The sequence below is a fragment of the Agrobacterium vitis genome (assembly GCF_013426735.1).
GTDB lineage: Bacteria > Pseudomonadota > Alphaproteobacteria > Rhizobiales > Rhizobiaceae > Allorhizobium > Allorhizobium vitis_D.
The window spans coordinates 949,143-971,189 of sequence record NZ_AP023273.1 but is presented as its reverse complement, the minus strand read 5'-3'; the positions used below and the strand labels follow the sequence as shown (position 1 = coordinate 971,189).

Here is a 22,047-nt window from a genome sequence, read left to right as displayed (position 1 = left end):
GGCGGGCTCGCATCGGCGCTTATCAGGATTGCGGCAGAGTAGGTTCTGTCGCAAATTTTTGAAATGGTCGCAGATGTGGATATCGCCGGACGCAGTTATGCAGCGAGTTCAGCAAATTGCTGAAAGGCGGATTGGCCTGCTGTTTGGAATTGGCCCTTTCTGATCATATGGGCGACCTCAATTCCATCCAATGTAGCCGATGCTGATGAAAAGGATTTGAGACAAGCCCAGCCTCAGTCCCGCGATGATCGAAGGGTTTGCACGCCGCGCGCGGGAGCGCATTCGCGGCCATGAGGGCGGCTTTGGGCGGGATCACCTGCGCGCCCTGGCGCAGCGCGTCGAGGTCGCAGACGACTCAATTCGCATCATGGGATCAAAAACGGAGCTGCTAAAGACGCTTATTGCCGATCAAGGGCGGCTATCGGCGGCGATTGGCGTGCCCAGAGGCGGACTGAAATGGCGGGCCGGCAGGGATTCGAACCGGACATAGTCGAGAGCCTATGCCGCTCTCCTCGGTAGAGGCTTTTCAACCAATCTCAGGAATCGTTGGCTGCGAACCCCCGCAACCAATAATTACAACGATTACAAAATTGACCCAGAACAGCCGCGTCACGGGGCTTTTCGCGTTTCTTGGCTTCAGTCGATGCGAGTCTTCTCATGAGGTCTTCCAGGATCGCGCTTTCGTTGAAGAACTTATACGCCGTCTCATTGATCAAAACCCATTTGCCCACTCTCTGCGTCCGATGGACATGATGCGGCACGGCTGGCTTTCGAGCTTTCGCCAGGCATCGCAGCAGTGAGCGACGATGTCGTCGTAAGATTTGAAGATCCTGTTTGAGAGCCAGTTTTCGCGCATGAAATGCCAAAGGTTTTCGACGGGATTGAGCTCCGGCGACTTCGGCGGCAACGGCAGGATGGTGATGTTGTCGGGCACGACGAGCGTGTTGGACATGTGCCAGCCAGCCTGATCCATGATCTGGATGGCGTGCGCGCCGTCATCGACATGACGGGCGATTTCAGCCAGATGCTGGGTCATTGCGTAGGTGTCACACCATGGCATGACCAGCGCGGAGGCCTTGCCGAGCTTCGGGCAGATGGCACCGAAGATATAGGCCGATCTCGTGCGTTGATCATGCGGCGCGGACGGTCGCGTTCCGCGCTTGGCCCAACGGCGCGTGATCTTCGTTCGTCGGGCAAATGATTCACTGGATCATTTGCTTTTCCGCCTCACTCTGCCCGATCCGGGCCTCGTCCTGGAACCAAATCTCTATTCGTTTTCCTTGGGCTGCTCCGGCAACAATTTCTGCCACTGCGGCTGGGAAACTTTTTTAAAATCGTCAATGGCCTGAGGGTCCTGCGCGTGATGTTTGGGCCGGGCAGCCAGCTTGCGATAGCCCATGGCTCGTACTTCACGGCTCAGCGTTTGCTCGCTCACAGAAACGCGAAACTCTTCCCAGAGCCATTGCGCCAAATCGCACAGACGCCAGCGAACGACGCCGTCGAGATAGGGCGTCGGACCACGCTCGATGGCCTGCGCCAGCGCCACACGCTGCTGATCGTTCATCCGCGACTGCTGACCGGGAGCCTTGCCATTGATCAGGCCCTGGGGGCCGCGTTCGTTAAAGCGCAGGACCCAGTCCCGGATAATCTGGAGCGTGACATTGCCGAGGCGGGCGGCATCTGACCGCGTGCCGCCGTCATAGATCGACGCGAGCGCCAACAAGCGTCTTACCTGGGCCGCGTCCTTCGTCTGCCGCGCCAGCCGCCGGAGATGGTCTCCATCAAAATCTTCACGCAACGAAATCCCTGATCGCATCGTAAACCTCCGGTTTGCCCCAGAGATTCAGATTCACCGCGATTTGGGAAGCCCAAAGAGTCAACATCAGCAAGGCGACGTATTAGGCTTCTTCTTGCCGGATGCAAAGGTGAGGATCGCGGCAAGATCGCCTCGCAGCACGATCACCAGTTGCTTACCATTGGGCACGAGATCGATGCGGCTGACCAGCGCACGGAGTTTGTTGGCCACCATCGCCCGCGTTTCTTCATTGCTCAACTGGTCAAGGAGAGCGGCGATCTCCTCATGATAATATTTCGCCAGATTGGGATGTAGCGGGGCAGGTGGTTCTTCTGCACCATTGAGCAAGCCAGCAAGCTCTTTCTTCTGAATAGCCCTGAGTTTCGTAGACACCCCCGGGTTACGTTTTTTGCTGCTTTCGAACGCGACAGGTGACAGCATTCCGTTTCTGACGTGCTTGCGTTTCGGGTTGTAGAAAATTTCGATGTAGTCGAACATGTCCTTTCGAGCTTCATCGCGAGAACGGTAGACCTTGCGACGTATCCGCTCCCGCTTCAGAAGATTGAAGAGGCTCTCGGCGACAGCATTGTGATGGCAATCGCCGCGTCTGCTCATCGAGTGAACCAGATTGTGATGCTTCAGGAACGATGCCCAGTCCATGCTGGTGAATTGTGAACCCTGATCCGAGCGCACCAGAACCTTTTCCTTTGGCTATCGTCGCCAGACAGCCATCAACGACGACAGCAAGATAGGCAAAGCCCTAGTTCGTCCGGATGTAGGTGATGTCGGTGACCCAGGCCTTGTCCCGAGCGGCCACGTCGAGTTGTCGATCCAGCGTGTTATCGATGACAATGGAGGGTCTGCCGCCATAAATTCCAGTAGGGCGCTTATAGCCGATCTGAGCCTTTATCCCGGCGGCCCGCGCAAGCCGGGCAACCCTGTTGAGGCAGCAAGTCTTGCCGTGGTCGAGCAGGCCGTCATGAAGCTTGCGGTAGCCATAAACCTTGCCGCTTTCCTCTTAGGCTTTCCGCAGAAGACCGATTTGCCGGTCGTCTTTACAAGCCCGCTTGCTCAAGTGTGTCCGGAGCCAAGCGTAAAAGCCGCTGGGATGAATGCGCAACAGGCGGCATATCGTTCGCACCGAAAACAGATTCTGATGCTGGGCAACGAACGCGTACTTCATTTTGCATTCCTGGCGAAATACGCGGTCGCTTTTTTTACATGTCGCGCTCCTCGGTGACGCGCGCCAGTTCCTTTTTAAGCTGCCTGATCTCCTCGGCCTGGTTGCTGCCCTGGTCACCCGTCGGCGAAGAGAATTTCTTCTTCCACTCGTAGAGGGAATGTTGGCTGACACCCAGCCGCTGCGAAACCTCTGAAACGGGATAGCGCCATTCGGTGATCTGACGCACAGCGTCGATTTTAAACTCTTCGCTGAAATTCGATTTGCTCATGATGAGATTCTTGCCTCAAAATTAGGAAAGAAGGTGCCTACAAATCTAAGGGCTATTCAATCCTGATCGCCCCGGTGATCACCCATATCATGCCACTCAAAGACATCAACAAGGGCTTCGAGCTGATGCATGCCATCGTAGCAATTGCTGCGACGCGAGTTACCTTCAATTTCCACTCTTGGGGTTGCGCAAAAGCAACATGTGTTTTTTGAATGTCGTTTTTGCGGCATTTGCCGTTTTTTACAATTGTTAGTTAGGCATCTGCTGCTATCTATTTTTTTATTGATTCTTGGATTTTGGAGCAGCGCATGCGCAAGGTTTTGCCAGTTCTTTTGATTGCGATTTTGTCGAGCTGTGCAAAACCATCGGATGGACCAAGTGCTGGGGCCATCCGGTCTGCGACGTTCCCGGGCAGTTCAAGCAAAGTGCCGGTGATCGAGCTTTCCAAGGCACCAGCGGTCACGGCTGCCGCACCACAGTCTGGTTATTCAGCCTCCGAGCCGGGTTTGTCGGTGCTTCGCGGCGCCTATAATCAACAGAGACTGCGGCCGGGCGATGTGTTTGACGTGACCTTGCTGGATACCGGCGAGGAAGGTCTTTTTTCCTCCACCCATAGTAGTACTCTTAATCTTGGTCGCTTCACTGTTGATCCGCAGGGCAGCGTCACCATGCCTTTCGTTGGCAAGCAGCGGGTGACGGATTCCACCCCGGAAGGCCTACAAAATCGTATTGTCCAGGGCATGAAAGGCTCGGCGGTTAACCCACAGGCCGTCGTGACAGTTGTCGACAAACCGTCCAGCGCCGTTCTGGTCAGCGGTGGCGTCAAGACCCCCGGAAAAGTGGCGCTGACAGCGCGGCGTGAGCGGGTTCTGGATATCATTTCGCAGTCAGGCGGGGCGTCTGTTGCACCGCAGGCCGCCAAGGTTACCGTTGTGCGCGGTCGGGAACGCGCAACGACGACGCTGGATAGGGTGATGAGCGATGAAAAACAGAATATCGTCCTGCTGCCCGGCGACCAGGTGATCGTCGATGGTGAACCGGCCAGCTATACGGCCCTAGGCGCCTTCAAAAGCACGGGTGAATTCCAGTTCGAAACCGGCAAGCTTACCCTGGCTCAGGCGGTTGGCCGGGCTGGCGGTTTGCTGGATGATCGGGCCGATGCCCGCAATGTCTACGTGTTCCGCAACCAGTTGATCCAGGTTCCGGCATCGACGGTGACGGCAAGTGGCGTCAAGGGACCGGTAGCCATGACCACCAGCAGCAAGCCGGTAATCTATCATGTGAATATGAAAGATGCCTCCAGCATCATGCTGATGCAACTGTTCCAGATGCAGAAGGGCGATGTGCTCTATGCCAGCAATTCGGGCATGGTTGATGCGGCCAAGTTGCTGACCGTTTACCAGAAAGTGCCGTCAACATCGGCGGCACCTCTCCCTGGCTCCTCCAATTGATCCTGATAGGCTGAACCTGCAGCGTGCCGGTTCTATGATTGAAGTGGCTGTCAAAATTCCGGTCTTGGACATCTCAAATTCTTGATGGATTTGAGATGTCTTTAATGCTTTGATGGCTAGAAAGCTTAAGCGTTGTTACGCCTTGCTATCATTCCCTTGTCCCTATCCGCGACAGGTTCGCCAAGGCTTCTTTGGCGGTTTCGGGCCTTTTTCCAGGATCGATGTTACAGAGATGATCCGCGAGCTGTGCAAGATCGGCGTTCTGGCCTTGCGGCACAGTGTTGAGCATTCGCAAGAGCACGCGGCCTGCGCCGTAGAGATCCATCGCTGTCGCTGCCTTGCTAGAAGCACTCTGTTCCGGTGCGCAATAGTCCGGGGAGCCAACCTCTGCAAGACCGAGATCGGCCCAGCTGGCACCGCATTCTATGGTCAAACCAAAGTCGGCTAATCTTGCTATCCGCCGCTGCGGATCGAGAATGACATTGCTGGGGGTAACATCACCGTGGACAAGGCCGCGGTTATGCAAAGCCTCAAGTGCGGTCAGCAGATCATGCATGATTTGCGCTACGTCGAGACCGGTTCTTCCCTCCCTCTCCAGGCTCTCCCTCAGAGAATACCCAGACCAGGGTTGGATAAGGCCTGGGCTGCCATCGGCCAATCGCAATAGTATTGAGGTTTTGACCATGTTGGGGTGGTCCAGGTTGAGGCCGATCCGGGCTTCACGGATCAGGAGGTCCGCCTGACTGGCTGACGAAGCTCCATCGGTGGTCAGTGTTTTGAGGACATAGGCGGTTTCCAGATCCCGATGGCGCAGTTTGAGAACGCGGCTATGACTCCCCTCGTAGAGCAGGTTTTCGACGGCAAATGTTCCTGCAATGAAGGCGGGGTCCGAGGGAGCCAATGTTTCGGCCCGTCGGTCGAGAGCGTTTCTCAACTGGTCGATCAGCAGCCGCTGTTCCCCGTCACTATTGGGTGTCCCGACATGCCCGCGCACGGCTTGCATCAGGGCGTTGAAACGGGCGGCGACGTCGCTGAAACCGTCAGGCAGAGGCATCGGTACGCGCCAGGCTAACGACGATAGCGCTCACATTTTCGCGCACATTGGCAATCAAAGCCTCCTGAACCAACCGTTCGGCGCTTTCTGTATCGGTGCATTGGTGCAGAATTTCCGCGACGGTTCGCTCCGTCAGGACCTGGATCAGCGGAAAACTGCATAATAACAGGCGGTCGCCTGGTAATATGTCGGTGGTCAGCGTTTCCGGCAAAAATTGCTGATCCAATCCAACCCCGCGCCGCAGTCGTTTTTGCAGGCCGATGGCGATATGGTCGCGGGTCAGTGGTACCATTGTGCCGTCACGCAACAGATACGCCCGGGCATCCCCCGCCCAAACGAGCAGAAGTTGATGATTCACCAAGGCGGCGACAACAACGCTGGCGGCGGGTGCGGTTCCGTCTGTGCGTTGCGTGCGGGCTTGCAACAGGCTATTGGCCCTGCCAAGCTTGCCTTTGATTTCCTGCAACATTGTATCCAGATCGGCGGTTTCACCGATTTCGGCCAGTTGGCCCGCAGTATAGCGTGCGGCTTCCTGTGACGCGGTGTCGTCGCCAACACCATCGGCAATGGCGAAAATCCTCGGTTTTTCGCAGATGAATAGCCCATCCGCATTGATCGAAAATCGTGTGCCGGCATGGGTGGCATAACTATACCGTAGCCCTGCTGCTTGCGGCTCAGCTGCTTGTTGGTCTCTGGGCGGCTTATCCGGGCTTGGAGCGGTCCGTTGAGGCGCAGGTCTTGCCTCGGCTTTTATCGGGACTGGCCCTTGGGCACGGGATGAGGCAGGGGCGGTCGTGTCTTGTGGTCGGGATGTAAGGCCGGCGCTTTGCCGGAAAAGCCGCAGGAAGTCCTCGGCCTTCATCTGGCTTGAAAAGCGGAGACCCTGCGGTTTTGAGGTCTGCGGGTCGATATACCACCAGAGCGCAGTGCCATCCTTGCTGGCTGTGGCGGTGCCCTCTTCCTCCTGGGGACGGGGCATACGCATGCGCTTCAGGGTTTCAGTGAAGCGGTTGATGTCAAATTCCCGCGTCATCGTCGATTCAGCCAAGCCTTCGGCGGCCATGAACCAAGTATGGTCCAGAAACAGCGTGCGGGGGTGATGGGTGAAGCGGTGCATCTGCGCCATGATGATCAGCGGAAAACTGCGACCAACCCGATCACGGCTGGCGAGCATGACACCCGCATGAGCCACTTGGCCCCAGACACCTTTTTCGACGATGAACCGCCAAGGAGGGGAGGCGCTGAATAGCTCCGGCCAAGCCGAGCCGAATTCCTGTTCACAGGCGTGCAAGCCGCCTCGGATCCAGCCATCGAGCGTCGCGACCATCTCCCGTTCCAGGCCATCCGAGAGGAAGTCGCCATGGCTTGGTAATTTGCCAAAAAACCCGATCCGGTCCTGACTGGCGGGCTTTTCTGTCTGGGCAGGTCGCAATGCCATGGCTTGCCTCTTCCTCAGGATGCATCCCGACAGAGTGATCCGGGGTGCCTTTGACAGGGAGGTAGGACCCGGCCATCAAGCTGGGTCCTACGATAGCGGTTCAGAACTGGGTCGGGCAGGTAAATTCGGACAGCGCCTTCAGGCTGAAGGCATTCAACACCGAACCAAACTGCACATCGAATTCCGCCACCTGGTTATCGTTGGTGAATTTCGCCCTAAACAGATCGTCGCCTTGGTTTTGGATATTTGCATCGTCAAACAGGCGGAAAGGCGACCAATCGCCATTTTCGGTTTTCGCCTGTTGCCAGCCGCCCGGTTGGAAGGCGATGCGCGACATGCTGGCGGCATCCTTCGATGGCCAGGTTATGGTTTTCGCCTGGACTGGGCCGTGGAAATATACCACCCGTTCGCCCTGGATTTCCAGCATCACCGCCGTCGAGGTCTCGCCAAGCGACACCGGCTTGACATTGATGGCAATCGCCGGTGTCTCGCTCCCATTCGGGAAGAAGGCGCGGAAGATCTGGTCGGCCCTTTCAAACTCGGCAATACCCTCGCTGGGAATGCCTGCCGCGCCGAAGGTGCCCTTCCAACCCCAAGGGGAGACCGACTGATCGACGAAGGGCTCCATCCTTTGCTTGAAGAACGTCTGGAACAGGCCCTTCGGTCCGAAAAGCCTGATGAAGTCGTTCATAGCGACATCGCGGCTGGAAGCGCGGTCGAAGGGGTAGCGGCCCGTGACGATGGAGCTGCACAGGCCCGCCCCTTCGCTGGACCACAGGTCGCCAATCCGGCTGCGGGCCGATTTGACGGCGAGTGAGCCGGTATCGGCGGCAAGTCCGGCCATCCAGCCATCCAATGGTCCAGGCAGACGGCGGGCATCCTGGAGCAGGTCCTGATTGGCTCGTGTCAATTGGCTATCGACATCGAAGACTTTTGCTACCTCTGCTGAGGACGTAACCGAGCGGGCCAGCTGATCATGAAGGGCGGTGATAACAGGCAATATCGCATCGACCTGGGAGGCGGGCTTGTCCTGATTGCCTGTCGTGGCCTTGCGGCTATCGTCTGCGGCAGGCGTGTCCAGCGCCTCGCGCAAGCGGCTATAGGGATCAGGGGCGGCCATGGAGGATGCCAGCATGGCGGCAACCGTGTCGCCGCTGGCGGATGACACCAGCGTGGTCATGCCCGCCGTATCGCCCTTCGGGCGCAGATCCGTCGCATCGGCTATCGATCTGGCGGCCTGGGCGACGATATTGCGGTCATTGGAAAGGATGCGGGTGGTTTCCACCGCATCGCCCAGATTTTGCGACGGCCTGACGGCCAGATCGCCCAGCACGGACGCCCAACGCTGTTCAAGCCGGTCATAGTAGATTTGCAAGGCCGCCTGGGCCACTGACTCCAGCGTTTGCCCCCGTAGTTGCGCATTGGAGCCGCGCACCCATTCCTCTTGCAGCGCTTCGCGGGCGGCGTCGGCAATATGCGGTAGGACAACGCTGCGGTAGCCGGTCGCGGTAAACAGTCCCTCGACCCCTTCCGTCAGCAGCGCGCCGGACTTGCGGATGAAGGCTTTTTCACCCAGCGCGCCAAAGGCAAGCGACGGCTGCCAGGGCATCAAAGCCTGCGCTTGTTTCGATCCGGCCAGGATGTCGAAAGCGCGTTCGGCAACGGTCTGGTTGCGGATGGTGTCGCGGGCCTTTTCGATGAGCCGTCTGTCGATTTCGACTGGCGGCAAGACGCCGGCTGCCATGGCACTGGCATGCTGGATCAACGCTTTGCGGGCCGCTGTCCGGCCTTCGCCCGGATAAAGGGCGTTAAACATCTGGGTTGCCTGGGCGGAGACGAATTCCCGGTCAAGCCGCCCCAGTCCACCCAGCATTTCATAGAGTTTCAGCGCGTTGAAGGTTCGTGTCACATCGCTTTCACCGGTCAGGTCCTTTTGCAATTGCACCAGCATACGGGGCAACAAAAGGCTGTTCAGTGCGCGCTGATAGGCGTCGCGCTGGCGACCGGCAATCTTGTCGCGCTGGCTGAGACCGAAGCTTGCGGCCCAGACATAGCGGGTGTCAAAGCCGGTTGGAACCGCACGCAGATTGTCCAGCGCAGGCAGGACGCGCAGAAAATCGGCATCTGACACATTGCGCACCGGCACATCCTGGATCAGCTTATCATAGGCGTTCAGATGCTCTTCGGCCTGGGCGAGAGCGGCCCGGTTCTGGAAAAACGTCATGGTCCATCCGGCAAACACAATGACCACCGCCGCCACAGCCAAACCCCAAACAGCCTGTCTCAGCAGGACTTGGCGAGAGGAAAGGCGCTTGTCGCGTGCAACCAGGGCCGCTTCGTTGAAAATCACCTCGCTGAACAGTTTCGGCAGAAAATAGCTGCGCCGCGTCCGGTTTGTCGTGGTGCGGGCCAGGGTTTCATCCGGCTGTGTCGCGGAGACGAAATAGATACCACGGATCAGCGGAGCCTCGACCAGTGAGGAGCCGGTGCAAAGCTCGCTGATCGCCTCACCGAGCTTTTCCTGCAAACTGGCAAGCTCGGCCGGAAAACGGAAAATCCGGCCTCGGATATCAGCACTTTGTTCCTGTTGCAGCCGCTCGATCAACATGGCATCGACACGCTGTTGTAACAGGGCGAATTCCTCGGTAAAACGCTCCGGCAATGTCTTTGCGCCGTAGCTTTCCTCCAGGCCGAAGGTCGTGCCCCAGACCTGTTCGCGGTCGCTCTTGTTGAAACTATCGTAGAATTCCACGAAACCGGTGAGAAGATCGGCCTTGGTCAGCAGGATATAGACCGGAACGCGGGCACCGAGATGGTCGTCCAGTTCGGCCAGCCGCTTGCGGATCGCACGCAGTTCTTCGCGCTGGGCTTCCGGGTCTCGGGTCAACAGGTCGCCGATGGAAAGCGTCAGGAGCGCGCCATTGACCGGCTGCGAACGGCGATAGCGGCGCAACAGGCCGAGAAACCCTTCCCATCCGGCTTTCGATGATCCATCGAGGTCATCCTGGGTCGTATAGCGGCCAGCGGTGTCGATCATGATCGCCTGATCGGCGAACCACCAATTGCAATTGCGCGTGCCGCCGATGCCTTTAACGGCATCGCTGCCAAGTGCGTCACCAAGCGGAAATTGCAGGCCGGAATTGGTCAGCGCCGTCGTTTTGCCGGAGCCGGGCGCTCCAAAAATCACATACCAGGGCAGTTCATAGATATAGCCGAAGCGCTTCTTGGTAATCCGCCGCAGCAAGGCCAGCGCTTCTTTCAGCCGGTTGCTGATTTCGCTGACTTCGGCCTGCTGGTTGGCCAGCGCCTGCGTCTCGATACTGTCGACCAGTTCCTTGTCCTGGCGCTTGGCGCGGACCATGGTGACAATCATATAGGCGGCCCAGATGGCAAAGATCACCACCATGGTCCAGATGCGGGCGGAAACGCTGGCGAGTGGCTTGAAGCTGCCGAAGGCGGCCAGATAGCCGTAGAACCAGATCAGCACGCAAAGGGCGATGACCCAGATCAGCGAGATAAAGCGCCGCCCCACGACACCCGCATAGGAATCGACATAGGAGCGTATGGTATAAAACCAGCTGAGTGGATTGATCACGGCTTGGCCCCCTGCTGCGTCTTTATATCTGCGTTCGGCACTTGATTATTTTGACCATTGTCGATGTTTTCAACGGGCGGGGTGAGGATACCGGCATCGGTGATTTTCTCGTCAGGATTGGTCAGAACAAGGATTTCCGTGCGCCGGTTCATTTCACGGCCCTCCGGCGTGTCGTTACCGGCAATCGGATCGCTATCCGCACGGCCTTCGGTCAGAATGGCATCCGGCCCGGTGAAACTGGAGAGGATTTCGCCGACTGCCTTGGCGCGAGCCTCCGACAGGTGCCAGTTGGATGGAAACTGCACGGTCTTGATCGGTACATTGTCGGTATAGCCGATCACCACCGCCCTGAATTTTTCCGCCGCCAGCGCTCCGCCGATGCGTTGCAGCAGATCGCGGAACTGGCCCTTCACATCGGCGCTTCCGGTGTCAAACAGACCGGAATTGTTGATGCGAACGCGCAGCCGTCCATTGGCATCCGACAGCGATACCAGCTTCTTTTCAACTTCCGGCTGAAGAAAGGTAATAAGGTTTTTTAGACGGCTTGGCGGCGGTGGCTCCGGTGGCTTGACCGGCTGCGGTTCCGGTTCCTGCTGCGCAACGGTTGGCTGGGGCTGGGGCTGTGGTTCAGGTACGGGAACCGTGATCATTACACCCGGCGCCTCATGTGGGCCAAGCCCAGCCAGCCGCTCGAAAGTCCGGTCGGAGCTGTCGTTCAGGGTCAAGGTGAAAAATAGGTAGCCAAGCCCAAGCGCCAGGGCCAGCAGCGACAGGACGGTCCACAGCGCCGCCATGGTGCGCAGCGGTTTGTGGCGGGCATGGACCCCCTGCCAATGGGGCGAAAGCTCCCGTTCAAACACGCCATATTGGCCAAGCAGGGTCTTGTAGAGACTGTCGCGAATGCGGGAAAGCTCAAGCGGTCCCTTGGAGGAAACGCGGGTACGGCCTTCGAACGCCAGGGACAGGGACAGGTAGATCAGCAGCAGCAGATCCTTGGCAGACCCGGGCGACTGATGGAAATGATCGAGAATATCGAACACCCGGTCGCCGCCCGTCACGTCATTGTGGAAGGTGGAGACCAGGCCCGAGCGCGCCCATCCGGCCCGCACGCCCCAAGGCGTGGACAAAACCACATCGTCGATTGTGGCGCAGACGACATAATGAGCGGCGCGCGCCCGTTCCGGGCTGATACGGGCGCTGGCGAGATCACGCTCATAGCGGTTGACCGCATTGATGCAGACCTGGCGCAGTTCCTCGATATCCGGTTGTTCCGAGCGGTAGCGCAGCGCATGCGCAAGATTGAGCAACGGTGCCGCCGAGCGCACCAGCACCGGCATTTCGCTGCTGCCGAAGCGGAAATTGTCGATCAGATGTGCGACAGGCATCCGCGTCCCGCTACCGGCTGGCACCGGTTGCGATGTTTCGCCGTCGAGCAGGTCGGCGACCTTGCGGGCGTTGTCGTCCTGGAGGCGTTTTTCCTCCGTGACTTCCACCACGGTCGGCAGATCCTGCCAGGAAGGAGGCCGTTCGTTGCTCATTCTCTCAAGGCCCACATTTCGAGTTCAAGACCAGGGAAGTCACCTGCCAGGTGCAGGGCAATCGCCCCGGATGTTTCAAGCTGTTTCCAGAGCGGCGTCTTGGTATCCAGCTCGAAATAGATGGTCCCGGCCCGGTAAGGCAGCTGGCGTGGCAGAACTGGCAACGGACGCACCGGAATGCCAGGCAGCGCGACATTGACCAGTTCGGCAATCCGCTCCACCGGCCCGACCTTGATACGAGCGGGTAGGGTACGGCGCACGTCTTCCGCGGACATGTCCGCCCGCACTGCCAGCACGAAACCAGCATCGCGCAGCAGACTGCGGTCGTTGATCGTGCCGACCCTTACACCGTGGCGGCGTTCCACCAGCTCGATGGCGACAGCCGATTGCGCCAGCACCGAGGACAGCGAGGTGCGCAAATCCTCGAAGACAGCACCAAACGTCGCCTTCAGATCGTCATGGCGATAGGCCGGAAAATCCGTCGCCCGCTTGCTCTCCATGGTGAACGTCGCAAGCTCGCCGGCTAGCTGAATGCATTGTTCGTAAAACTGAATAGGGTGCAGCCGTGTGGCATTGGCCAGCGCATGTTTCAACAGCGGATCGGCGCGGTTGAGGATCTGCAGCAGGAAATAGTCACCGACTTCGGCGGTGCCGCGAATTGTCGGATCGCCGATCCGCTCGGCAATCGCTTCCGCCCGGTGCCGGACGATGCCCAGCAATTCGGTCATTAATTCATGCAGTCTTGAGGAAGCCGTGCAGTTCAAGCTGGCTGGAATGAAATCCGGGTCGAGGAGGACAGCCTTGTCAGAGCGTACCTCGACCACGCGGGCAAGCCCGAGCAGTTCATAACCGGCCAGATCGTCGCCGGTCTTCAACAGTTTCAGGTTCAGGCGACCAACATCGATGGGTGCCAGGAAATCGGTTTCCACATTGGCGTCAGGCGCTTCATAGGGTGAGGCGACAAGCCGCACACTGTTGACCGCTGAGGTGCCGGTCTGGGCCATGTCGGCCTTGCCGGGCTGACGGGCGGGCAGGGCCAGATAGATCACCGCATTCTTGACGGACTCGTCCAGCTCAAGGGCTGCTGGCAGGTCGGTATCCTCAGGCGCATCGAAGGGCGTGCCATCCGGCAACATCCCACGCAGGCCCGACAGGGCGAACTGGCCGATGGCAAGGGCGCTGCGGTCCAGGCCAATCTCCAGAATACCCCAGGGATAAGGCGTAAGGCTGCGCGCCACCGAGCGCACCAGGCGCTCCGTCCAGCGGTCGGACTGCTGGAAATGTTGGACGCGAAGGAACATGCCTTCGGTCCAGGCAACCCGGTTTTCATGTCTCATCGGTTGTTTTTACCCCCATTACTCTGTCGGCTTGAACCGGTACGGCTGGCTCTTCGGCCTGCTCGCCCATGGCGGCGCGACGCATGAAATCTCTGAATGAAAGAATACGGCCCTCGGCCTGAAACAATTGCCGATAGGCCGCCCAGTAATCGCGCTCGGCAAGGAACGGCAGCCGCACCGGCGAGTTTGCGTCCACCTTGGCCTCCAGCAGGCGTGGGTCCAGCGAGCGGCCTGCCGCCTGCATCATGGTTTGCAAAATCGCCGCGAAGGCCTCCTGCTGTCCGGCAAAGGCTTCAAGTCGGGCGGCAAGATCGGTTCCGCCGCTGGGCGACAGGGCAGGCACAGCATCACCCGGCAAGTCGAAGGCCGCGATGCTTTCGGCCAGAGCCTCTTGGGCGCGGGAGAGCGCCGCCATCATCCGCTCCGCTTGCAGATCTGAAGCCGATGGGCTCTGTCGCGCATCCGGCTCCTGATCCTCAGGATCGGCGAACACGGCGTCAAATTCGTCCTGCGGTTTTGACCGCTCCTCTTGCGGAGGGGGCACGTCCTGCGGCGGACGGCGAACGGGTGGCGCGATGGTCACGAAGGTTTTCGGCGCGGCCAGATGTTCCATGGCGCTTCCACCGGCATCCTCATCGAACCAATTGTCCGGCAGGACGGGTTTCATGCCATCGGTCTGCGGCGGACCGCTCCAGCCGATATCGACATGACGGGTAAAACTCTTTTCCTTGTCCGCCCGACGGTCAGATTGTGTGGCTCCTCCAGACATGCCTCGCTCTGATGGCCGGGGTTGCTTCCACGGTTCCTCCACCTGCCGGTCTCCCAGAAGGCCGCGGGCAGTGGTGCCATTCGGGGCGATATCGGCAAGGATCGAGGAAATGGTCAGCGTCTCACTGCTAACCGGCATGGTTGGATCGGGATCGACCGCCTCAGGCGTCGCCTCACCGGTAATCGAAACGGTAAACCGGTAGCCGCGCACATCGATGCTGGCGCCGTGCGTGAGCCGGATCGTATCGCCTTCCAGCAGCAGCTTGCCATCGACCAATGTGCCATTGGCGCTCTGGTCGCTCAGTATATAGCCGTCCCGGTCCCGGCTGATGGTGCAATGCAGTTTAGAGACGCGGCATTCATTGTCCGTGACTTGCCAATCGCAGGCAGGGGCGCGGCCAATGGTCCGGCGACCATAGTCCAGCGTCCAGGTGGTCTGGCCCTTGGTAACTGGTTTTTCGGGGCGAAGTTCCAGCTTCATGCCAGACCTCCCTGCGGCATGGCCTGATATTCGGTAACCACGGCATCGCGGCTGTCACTGCTTGCTGGGGCCAGCCGCGCCCAGCTGTTCCAGCCGAGCCGGGCAGGCATGGTCGCAGACCCCATCTGACAAAAAGGAATGTCTTCTTTTTTCAGGACGACCTGGGCATCGATATCAAAGCCGTTGCCGATAAACAGGCGGGTGAGGGCGAAGATTTCCGCAAGACGCGGCTTGCCAGGCGATAGGCTGATATAATCGTCATAGCCAACCGGACCGATGACCAGCCTCAGCGCCCCGCTCCGGTCCATGACGGATGCACCCGCCATGGCGTTGACGCCGAGCCTTGGGCCGGACCCCTTGCCCATCTGGCTCAACTCCGCCGACGGAATGGAGACCCAACGCGGACGAAATTGCTCAATTGCCACCGCCATGCCGGTAAACTCCTCCAGCATGGCTCGAAGACTGGCGACATTGCGGGTACGGTCGGCAAAAAATCCGGAAAACCGCAGGATCACATCTTCATTGATGCCGGCTTTTTCCACCAGTCCGGCGGTGCCGAAGCCGGTCAGCGATAGCAACACCTTGCGGAAGGTGTTTTGTTCCTTGGTGGTACTCCAGCGCAGCCGCCGTGCCAGCCGGTATTTCTCGCAGGCCGCCACAAACAGTTCCGAAAACCGGATGGCAAACAGGTTGAGAAAGCTGATCAAGGCGCGGGAACGGCGCCGCTCTTCGCGCAGCAGCAATTCGTTATATTCCGGCGGCAGCGCGCCAAGCGGTCCAACCAGCGGCGCAAAAGCCGATTTGACGACATTGCCCTGCAACTTGCGGCGAAAACCGCTGACGGCAAGTGGGGCTGGCTGAATGCCGGAATGGGGACCGACGTCCAGCTCCGTTCCCGACGACAGATGTTGTGCCACCCGAAATGCCGTGGTCGGTTCAAAATGGCCGGGGTCCTGCTCCAGCAGGCGGGCCAGCTTATCCTCATTGGGTTTGATCTGGATATTCATCACCACCCCTACAGCAAAGGCCGCTCGGCGGCCCGGGCGGGCCAGCGGACAATTGGCTCGGACTGGCCGCGCATGGTCAGGGTCAACCGGGTGAAACTGTTGACCGAGGTATAGAGCCCGCAGAAATGATCAATGATGCTGCCGAAGATGAAGGCGGCTGCCCGGTCGATCATAGCCGGGTCAAATTCGATCGTGACATCGGTGCCTGGCACCATGGCGGGGCCAAGCCGGGCGAGTGCGTGCTTGGCCTCGACGCGGCTGATAGCCTCGACAAGCTGTCGCGTTTCCGGCGCATCGCGCAATGCATAGAGCGAAAGAATATCCTTCAGCGCCGAACCGTCATTGTCGAACAGTGACAGATGATTGAGCAGCAGATGGGAGACCAGCCGCCACTGGCGCGCCAGTTTTTCATGGATACGAATGGCGGGCGTTGGCGGTAAAAGCGCCTTGATCTCGGCCACGCTTTCACTGCGCTTGACCAATTGAAGGTGCGGGTGACCGCCGCCGAAAGGCAATTGGCTGGCCAGGTCTCTGTTCAGGCATAGGGTATCGACGCTGGCCGTCAGTCCGGTCGGCTCAAGCGGACCGCGATTGCGGTCAACGAAGGCGATTTGGGTATCCGAGGAGCCGTCATCCTCATCGAACCGGCGAACCGCCTGCCAGAACACACTGCTATTGGCGCCGCGCTGGCTGCTCCCGAAAAACGGCCGGGCATCCTGTTCTTCGCCGGACGCCGCCGAAAGCCGGACCTGTTCGACCATGTAGATTTCCCGGGTGGTTTGGCGGCGGCTGTCAGGCAGGAGCGAATATTCCGTGCGGCTGCCATCCAATGTCAGCGGTTCCGAGCTTTGCCGGAACAAATTGATGACCGGTGTGGCATTGAGGACGATGTCGCTGGCGGAAATCATCCGCTCCAGTCGCGCGTCACTGCTGTCCAGATAGATGTAAAGCTCGACATCATCGCCCTGCCAGCGATCCATGCCGGATACTTCCAGGAACAGAAATTTTTGCGGCAACGTGAAGAACTCGGTCAGCAGCCGGTATCCGGCAAAACTGCCCGGTGCCGTGGGAAGCATCGCCTGCTCCGGCGCAAACCCCAGCGGACGCAGATTTTCCGCTGGCAGAAAGACCGCATTGCGATCCTCCGAATGCCGTGCCAGCGCCATGCCGATGCAATGATTGGCCAGAAGCTCGAACAGGGCGGCGGCCTGCGCCCATGCGGAGGCAATGAAAAAAGTCAGGCGCTTGACGCCAAGCCCGGCCATGCTGTCCTGCTTGGGTGCGGTGGAGCGCAGGGACAGACGCAACACGCCTGCCGCACCTGCAAAGGGTGCCGCTGGCGCATCGAGCGGCAAGCCGGTCAGGCTGGCATTGCTGACCGTCATCGGGACAATTTCCACATCCTGCGTGGTGCGGAACTGGCAGGGATCGCCGCCGACCGGCTCGGTGACGATGTCGGTATGGCGCGGCAGCAATTGCATGCCGGCCAGCGTGGCGCCTGGCGCAAATTGCACGATGCTCATCGGCGGCACCGGTGCCAGATAATGGGGGTAAAGCGTTTCCAGCAGGCTGTCGGTCAGTTCCGGAAATTCATCATCCAGTTTCTGGCGAACGCGGGCGGCGGAATAGGCGAAGCTCTGGATGATCCGCTCTACATGCGGATCGTCGGCCACATCACCCGACAGACGCAACCGACCGGCGATTTTCGGGAAGGCGCGGGCGAATTTTTCCGCGCGCCTGCGCAGCGCGAACAACTCGTCATTATAGCGTTCCAGAAAGGTCTCAGCCATTCGACGCCTCGATGCGGAAAGCCTGGGTGGAGGGGTCGATGCGGGATTCGAAACTGACCGGTGGCATCCCGTCATAAAGGCGGAACGTACCGTTGATGCGCATCCGCAAGGCGCGGTCGCCCTCTGTATTGCCTTTGAGGATCGTGACCTTGACGTCGGCGAGGCGGGTCTCAAACAGCGCAATGCGCCGTTCCACCAGTCTTGCCAGCCGAAGTTTGGATTCGTCGGTGGAAAGATTGGCCGAAAGAACACCATCGACGCCATAGGAGACCAGCGCGTCCTGCAACTCGCCAAGGCCATCCGGTGGTGCTTGCGGGCAGCGGCGGGTGTTGAGCAGCGCTTCCAGGTCGCGACGGATCACTTCGCGCATCTCGCGGACCTGTTCGCTGACGCTGGTTTGCGGATCACTGTCCATATCAGGCGTATCGTCCAGCAGCCGGTCCAGGACGGATCGGTTCAATACTCGTTCAGAGGCGCGAAACCGCTGTAATGGATCAACCATGGGCAGCCTGCCTTTCGCCGGTCGCATCCGATTGCAAGCTTTCAAGATCGTGGAACGACACCAGTTCGTCGCCCGCCAGCAGGCATCGCTGGCCAAGACCGGTGACGATCCCGTCCACCGCATCCAACCACTCGGTCTGATGACCGAGTTGCAGGGCAGGGCTGGCATCAGCGCCGTAATAAATGGCGGGGAGAAGCACGGTGGCTTCTGCTCCGCTTTCCAGTGTCAGTTCGGCCGGGCGGAAGGCCGTGTCCCGGGGGCGGCGTATCGGTTGAGGCGTAACAGACGCGATCCTTGAAAAATCGACCCAGAGATAGGCGCCGCCGGTGGTCAGCACTTCAAGCGCATGAGGGATACGGTCGTCGAGATCGCGGATATCGGCAACGGCGGCGCCGTTCCACAGCATTGGCACAGTGCCTCGGCTCTCTTCCAGTTCGGCAAGCAGGGCCGCGGCCTCGCTTGCCGCTCCTTCCTTCAGAGCCAGGTTGAGCTTTAGCGCAATTTGGTCGCTGACGGTGGGGCCACCGGGAAAATCCGGCAGCGCACCGGTTTCAAACCATGCTTTGCGGGCTGCCATCCCACGGATCTGCTGGCGCAGCATCGAAAAACCGACGGCATCCTGCGGCTGGAAGCGGACAGCCAGCTCGCATTGGCTGTCGGCTTTTTCATAATCGCCAGCCAGAATCAGCAGGTCGATATAGAGATGGCGCAGGTCATGATCGCTGGCCGCCGTTTTCAATTCGGCTTTGACGGCATCCATAGCCTGGGCAAGATCTGCATCATCGAGCAGGCTGGCAATGCGGCGGGAGGCGGTACTCATGCAACTATCCTTTTCGGTTCCGTCTGCCCGGCGGTAGCGCCCATCGCGGCAGTGGCCGAGGTTTCGGCGACGAGATGAAAACTGGTGGAGATATCATCGAGCTGGAAATGCGGCTGCAATCTGACCGTGCAGGAAAAGGCACCGGGTTTTCCAGGAATTTCCGTGACGTGGATGCCGGCTGAACGCAGCGGATAACGGCTTCTGAGCGACACATCCGCATCGTCATTGCCCAGCGTGTAGCCTGACAGCCAGTCTTCCAGCCGGCGCTGAATGACATTGGCGGTGCTGAGCTGGCCAATATTGTCGCGCATGATCACCTTCAGATAATGCGAGAAGCGTGACGCGCAAAGCACATATTGCAGCATGGCCGCCAGCCGGGCATTTTGCCGGGCAGTTTCGCTGGAATAGTGTCCTGGCGCGTGCAGCGACTGGTTGGCGTTGAAAATCGCGGATGATGAAAGATAAGTCGTGGCAACCGGCACGATGCCGAGATCGGACAGTTGCAATTCCTGGGAGCGGGTCAGTTTGACCTCGACGGGCGGCTGGGCGGACAGGCCCTCGCTTTCCACACCGATATCAAGGCCCGGCAATTGCCAGGGCGCCAGCATGCCGCCATCGATCTCGTCCTGGGTCACGCCGCGCATGTCGGCAAACCAGCCGGAATCGATAAAGGTGCGCAGAATAATCGCCGCAAAGGCGAAGGCGCTGTTACCCCAGAGCAAAGTCTCTCCTGTTTCGGCGAGATGTTCACGAAACGGAAAACCGTCATTGCGCTTGCGCCAGAATGGTTTGTGCGGCGGGCGCATCAGCACCCGCGGTGCAACCAGGCCCAGGAAACGGGTATCGTCATTGCCGCGCAAGCTATTCCAGCGCAGCCGCGTCTTGTCCTGTTGCAACCAGGAAAAATCGGAAACCCGGTTCAGTTCGCGGAAGGTTTCAAGCCCGATGGCCTGCGGCGATGCACCGGCGATGAAGGGACAAAAGGCCGCTGCGGCTACCGTTGAAAGGCGCGCAAGTGTACTGACGGTATCGGTGCCGTCGATGGCGGCGGGAGAGAGGTCGTAATCGCCAACCAAAAGCCCGAATGGTTCGCCGCCCGGCATGCCGAATTCGCGGTTATAGACCAGTTCGAACAGGTGGCTCTGGTCGAAATCGGTGGCGCGTTCCATGCTGCGCGCCAATTCTTTCCAGCTGGCGCTGATCAGCTTGATTTTCACCTCGGCGCTGCGTCCGGCTTCGCGGACCAGCAAGTCAAGACCAAGCCACCGCGCTTCCATCGCCTGGAAGTCGGGATGATGTAGAATTGCATTCACCTGCCGGTTCAAAACCGCGTCGATTTCCGCGATCAACCGATCCGCCAGCATCCGTGACGATGTCCTCACAATACCCCCCGGTGGACGCGCATGTTTGATGACGTTGACGATAGAGGTCTGCGCGAAGCACCCGCGCAGACCTTTGATGATCAATCAGTTTTTCGATGGAATACGAGCAACCATGCGCAGCGAAGTCGTCAGCTCTTCCATCTGCAACCATGGACGCAGCCAGGCAACCGCATTGTAGGAGCCCGGTTTGCCGGGGATTTCCTGTACCGTCACCTTGGCATCGCGCAGCGGATACTTTGCGCGCGAATCTTCTCCAGCATCGTCATTGGCATTGACGTAGTTGGAGATCCAGCGATTGAGCCAGACCTCGCAATCGTCTGCTTCCATGAAGGAGCCGATCTTGTCGCGGCCCATGACCTTCAGATAATGAGCGAACCGTGAGGTCGCCATCATATAGGGCAGGCGGGCGGAAACGGCGGCATTGGCCGTCGCTTCGGGCTTGTCGTAGAGCTTCGGCTTATGGGCGGTCTGCGCGCCGAAGAACACGGCGTAATCGGTGTTCTTGTAGTGGCAGAGTGGCAGGAAGCCCAGCTTGCCCAGCTCGGCATCGCGACGGTCGGTAATGCCGACTTCTGTCGGGCATTTCAGGTCGAGGTCGCCATCATCGCTGGAGAACACATGCATAGGCAGGTTTTCCACCTTGCCGCCGTTTTCCGCGCCACGGATGGCTGTGCACCAGCCGTTCTTCGCAAAGGCTTCGGTGAGGCGTGTCCCCATGACGTAGGCGGCATTCATCCAGCAATAGCTATCGTGATGCAGCTCGCCGCTTGCCTCGCCCAGGGTTTCATCAAAACCGAACTCGTCGATCTGGCTGGTTTTCGGGCTATAGGGCATACGCGCCAACACCCGGGGAAGGGCCAGCGTGACGAAACGCGAATCGTCGCTTTCGCGGAAGCTGCGCCATTTGGCATATTCCACCGTCTCGAAGATCTTTTCGAGATCGCGGGGCCGCGACAATTCCCGGAAATCGTCAAAGCCGAACATCCGCGGGCTTGCTGCCGAGACAAACGGTGCGAAGGCAGCGGCGGCAATCGAGGAGACGCCCTGAAGCAATTGAACGTCCTCGAAAGAATTATCGAATTCGTAATCGCCGACGACAGCACCCATCGGCTCACCGCCAGGCGTGCCGAATTCGTCTTCGTAAATCGACTTGAACAGCCGCGACTGGTCGAATTCGACTGCCTTGGCCAGGTCTTTCGACAGTTCGCGCTTGGAGGCGTTCAGCACCCGGATTTTGAGGTTGACGCTGGTTTCAGAATTCTTGACCAGATAGTTCAGCCCCCGCCAGCTGCCTTCGAGCTTGGTAAATTCCGGCGATTGCATGATGGCGGCGAGCTGGGTGGAGATCACCTTGTCCAGCTCGGCAATGGCATTGTTCAAGGTGACCGTCAGGTTGCGGTCGTATTTGACCGTGCCTTTCAGGGCCTGATCCGTCAGGGTGCTCAAAAGGTTGCGGGCGCGGTCCGGCTCCGTCTGACGGGTGGCGGCAACGACCTTCGACAACAGCCCCTGTTCCTCGGTGGCGGCGGTCGGCTCATTCGGCTTCAAAACGCTTTCAGCGCTCATCTCTTCAATCCTTTCAAAGCGGCGTCACATAAGGGCCGCCAGTCAAAGAGTTTTCGGTTGGACCGGCTGGTA

General features: G+C 59.2%; 14 protein-coding genes and 3 pseudogenes. 2 read left to right on the top strand and 15 right to left on the bottom strand.

Features of this window, described 5'->3' with window-relative positions; all coding sequences use genetic code 11:
* Window positions 1-95 precede the first annotated feature (95 nt).
* Window positions 96-218 (bottom strand): annotated as a pseudogene (locus H1Y61_RS26750) (IS6 family transposase); the annotation flags it as partial.
* Window positions 219-244: 26 nt separating this feature from the next.
* Here H1Y61_RS26750 and H1Y61_RS21550 point away from each other — a divergent pair.
* Window positions 245-490 carry a hypothetical protein gene (locus H1Y61_RS21550; RefSeq protein WP_180574775.1) on the top strand — a complete coding sequence of 82 codons (246 nt, stop codon included), beginning with the start codon at window positions 245-247 and terminating at the stop codon, window positions 488-490.
* Between the two features lie 222 nt (window positions 491-712).
* Here H1Y61_RS21550 and H1Y61_RS21545 read toward each other — a convergent pair.
* Window positions 713-1,816, bottom strand: a pseudogene (locus H1Y61_RS21545) (IS630 family transposase).
* Between the two features lie 396 nt (window positions 1,817-2,212).
* Window positions 2,213-3,246: pseudogene (locus H1Y61_RS21540) on the bottom strand (IS3 family transposase); the annotation flags it as partial.
* 308 nt (window positions 3,247-3,554) lie between these two features.
* Here H1Y61_RS21540 and H1Y61_RS21535 point away from each other — a divergent pair.
* Window positions 3,555-4,697 (top strand): polysaccharide biosynthesis/export family protein, encoded by a 1,143-nt coding sequence (locus H1Y61_RS21535; protein ID WP_174113059.1) that lies wholly within the window; start codon window positions 3,555-3,557, stop codon window positions 4,695-4,697.
* Window positions 4,698-4,845: 148 nt separating this feature from the next.
* On the opposite strand, the gene H1Y61_RS21530 is transcribed toward H1Y61_RS21535, so the two are convergent.
* The 12 genes from H1Y61_RS21530 to tssC (H1Y61_RS21475) form a co-directional block, all read right to left on the bottom strand.
* The gene (locus tag H1Y61_RS21530) at window positions 4,846-5,751 is read right to left on the bottom strand and encodes a protein kinase domain-containing protein (RefSeq protein ID WP_180574774.1); all 906 of its coding nucleotides are present in this window, start codon (window positions 5,749-5,751) and stop codon (window positions 4,846-4,848) included.
* Complete coding sequence (gene tagF, locus H1Y61_RS21525) at window positions 5,738-7,189, bottom strand: type VI secretion system-associated protein TagF (protein WP_180574773.1); 1,452 nt, start codon at window positions 7,187-7,189, stop codon at window positions 5,738-5,740. The genes H1Y61_RS21530 and tagF overlap by 14 nt, the downstream gene beginning before the upstream one ends.
* A 100-nt stretch (window positions 7,190-7,289) precedes the next feature.
* Window positions 7,290-10,781, bottom strand: a complete 3,492-nt coding sequence (gene tssM / locus H1Y61_RS21520; RefSeq protein ID WP_180575245.1) for a type VI secretion system membrane subunit TssM — start codon at window positions 10,779-10,781, stop codon at window positions 7,290-7,292.
* A complete protein-coding gene (gene tssL / locus H1Y61_RS21515; protein ID WP_180574772.1) occupies window positions 10,781-12,322 on the bottom strand; it encodes a type VI secretion system protein TssL, long form in 1,542 nt (513 codons plus the stop codon). The genes tssM and tssL overlap by 1 nt, the downstream gene beginning before the upstream one ends.
* A complete protein-coding gene (gene tssK / locus H1Y61_RS21510) occupies window positions 12,319-13,659 on the bottom strand; it encodes a type VI secretion system baseplate subunit TssK (RefSeq protein ID WP_070148419.1) in 1,341 nt (446 codons plus the stop codon). Before tssK ends, tssL begins: the two co-directional genes overlap by 4 nt.
* A complete protein-coding gene (locus H1Y61_RS21505; RefSeq protein WP_180574771.1) occupies window positions 13,649-14,908 on the bottom strand; it encodes an FHA domain-containing protein in 1,260 nt (419 codons plus the stop codon). Before H1Y61_RS21505 ends, tssK begins: the two co-directional genes overlap by 11 nt.
* Window positions 14,905-15,915 (bottom strand): type VI secretion system baseplate subunit TssG, encoded by a 1,011-nt coding sequence (gene tssG / locus H1Y61_RS21500; protein ID WP_180574770.1) that lies wholly within the window; start codon window positions 15,913-15,915, stop codon window positions 14,905-14,907. Before tssG ends, H1Y61_RS21505 begins: the two co-directional genes overlap by 4 nt.
* Window positions 15,916-15,923: 8 nt before the next feature.
* Complete coding sequence (gene tssF, locus H1Y61_RS21495; protein ID WP_012654300.1) at window positions 15,924-17,705, bottom strand: type VI secretion system baseplate subunit TssF; 1,782 nt, start codon at window positions 17,703-17,705, stop codon at window positions 15,924-15,926.
* Window positions 17,698-18,207, bottom strand: a complete 510-nt coding sequence (gene tssE / locus H1Y61_RS21490) for a type VI secretion system baseplate subunit TssE (protein ID WP_071207205.1) — start codon at window positions 18,205-18,207, stop codon at window positions 17,698-17,700. The genes tssF and tssE overlap by 8 nt, the downstream gene beginning before the upstream one ends.
* Window positions 18,200-19,027, bottom strand: coding sequence for a type VI secretion system accessory protein TagJ (locus H1Y61_RS21485; RefSeq protein ID WP_174113065.1), 828 nt, complete (start codon window positions 19,025-19,027; stop codon window positions 18,200-18,202). The genes tssE and H1Y61_RS21485 overlap by 8 nt, the downstream gene beginning before the upstream one ends.
* The gene (tssC, locus tag H1Y61_RS21480) at window positions 19,024-20,409 is read right to left on the bottom strand and encodes a type VI secretion system contractile sheath large subunit (protein WP_235680925.1); all 1,386 of its coding nucleotides are present in this window, start codon (window positions 20,407-20,409) and stop codon (window positions 19,024-19,026) included. Before tssC (H1Y61_RS21480) ends, H1Y61_RS21485 begins: the two co-directional genes overlap by 4 nt.
* A gap of 84 nt (window positions 20,410-20,493) precedes the next feature.
* A complete protein-coding gene (gene tssC, locus H1Y61_RS21475; RefSeq protein ID WP_012654304.1) occupies window positions 20,494-21,975 on the bottom strand; it encodes a type VI secretion system contractile sheath large subunit in 1,482 nt (493 codons plus the stop codon).
* Between the last annotated feature and the right edge of the window lie 72 nt (window positions 21,976-22,047).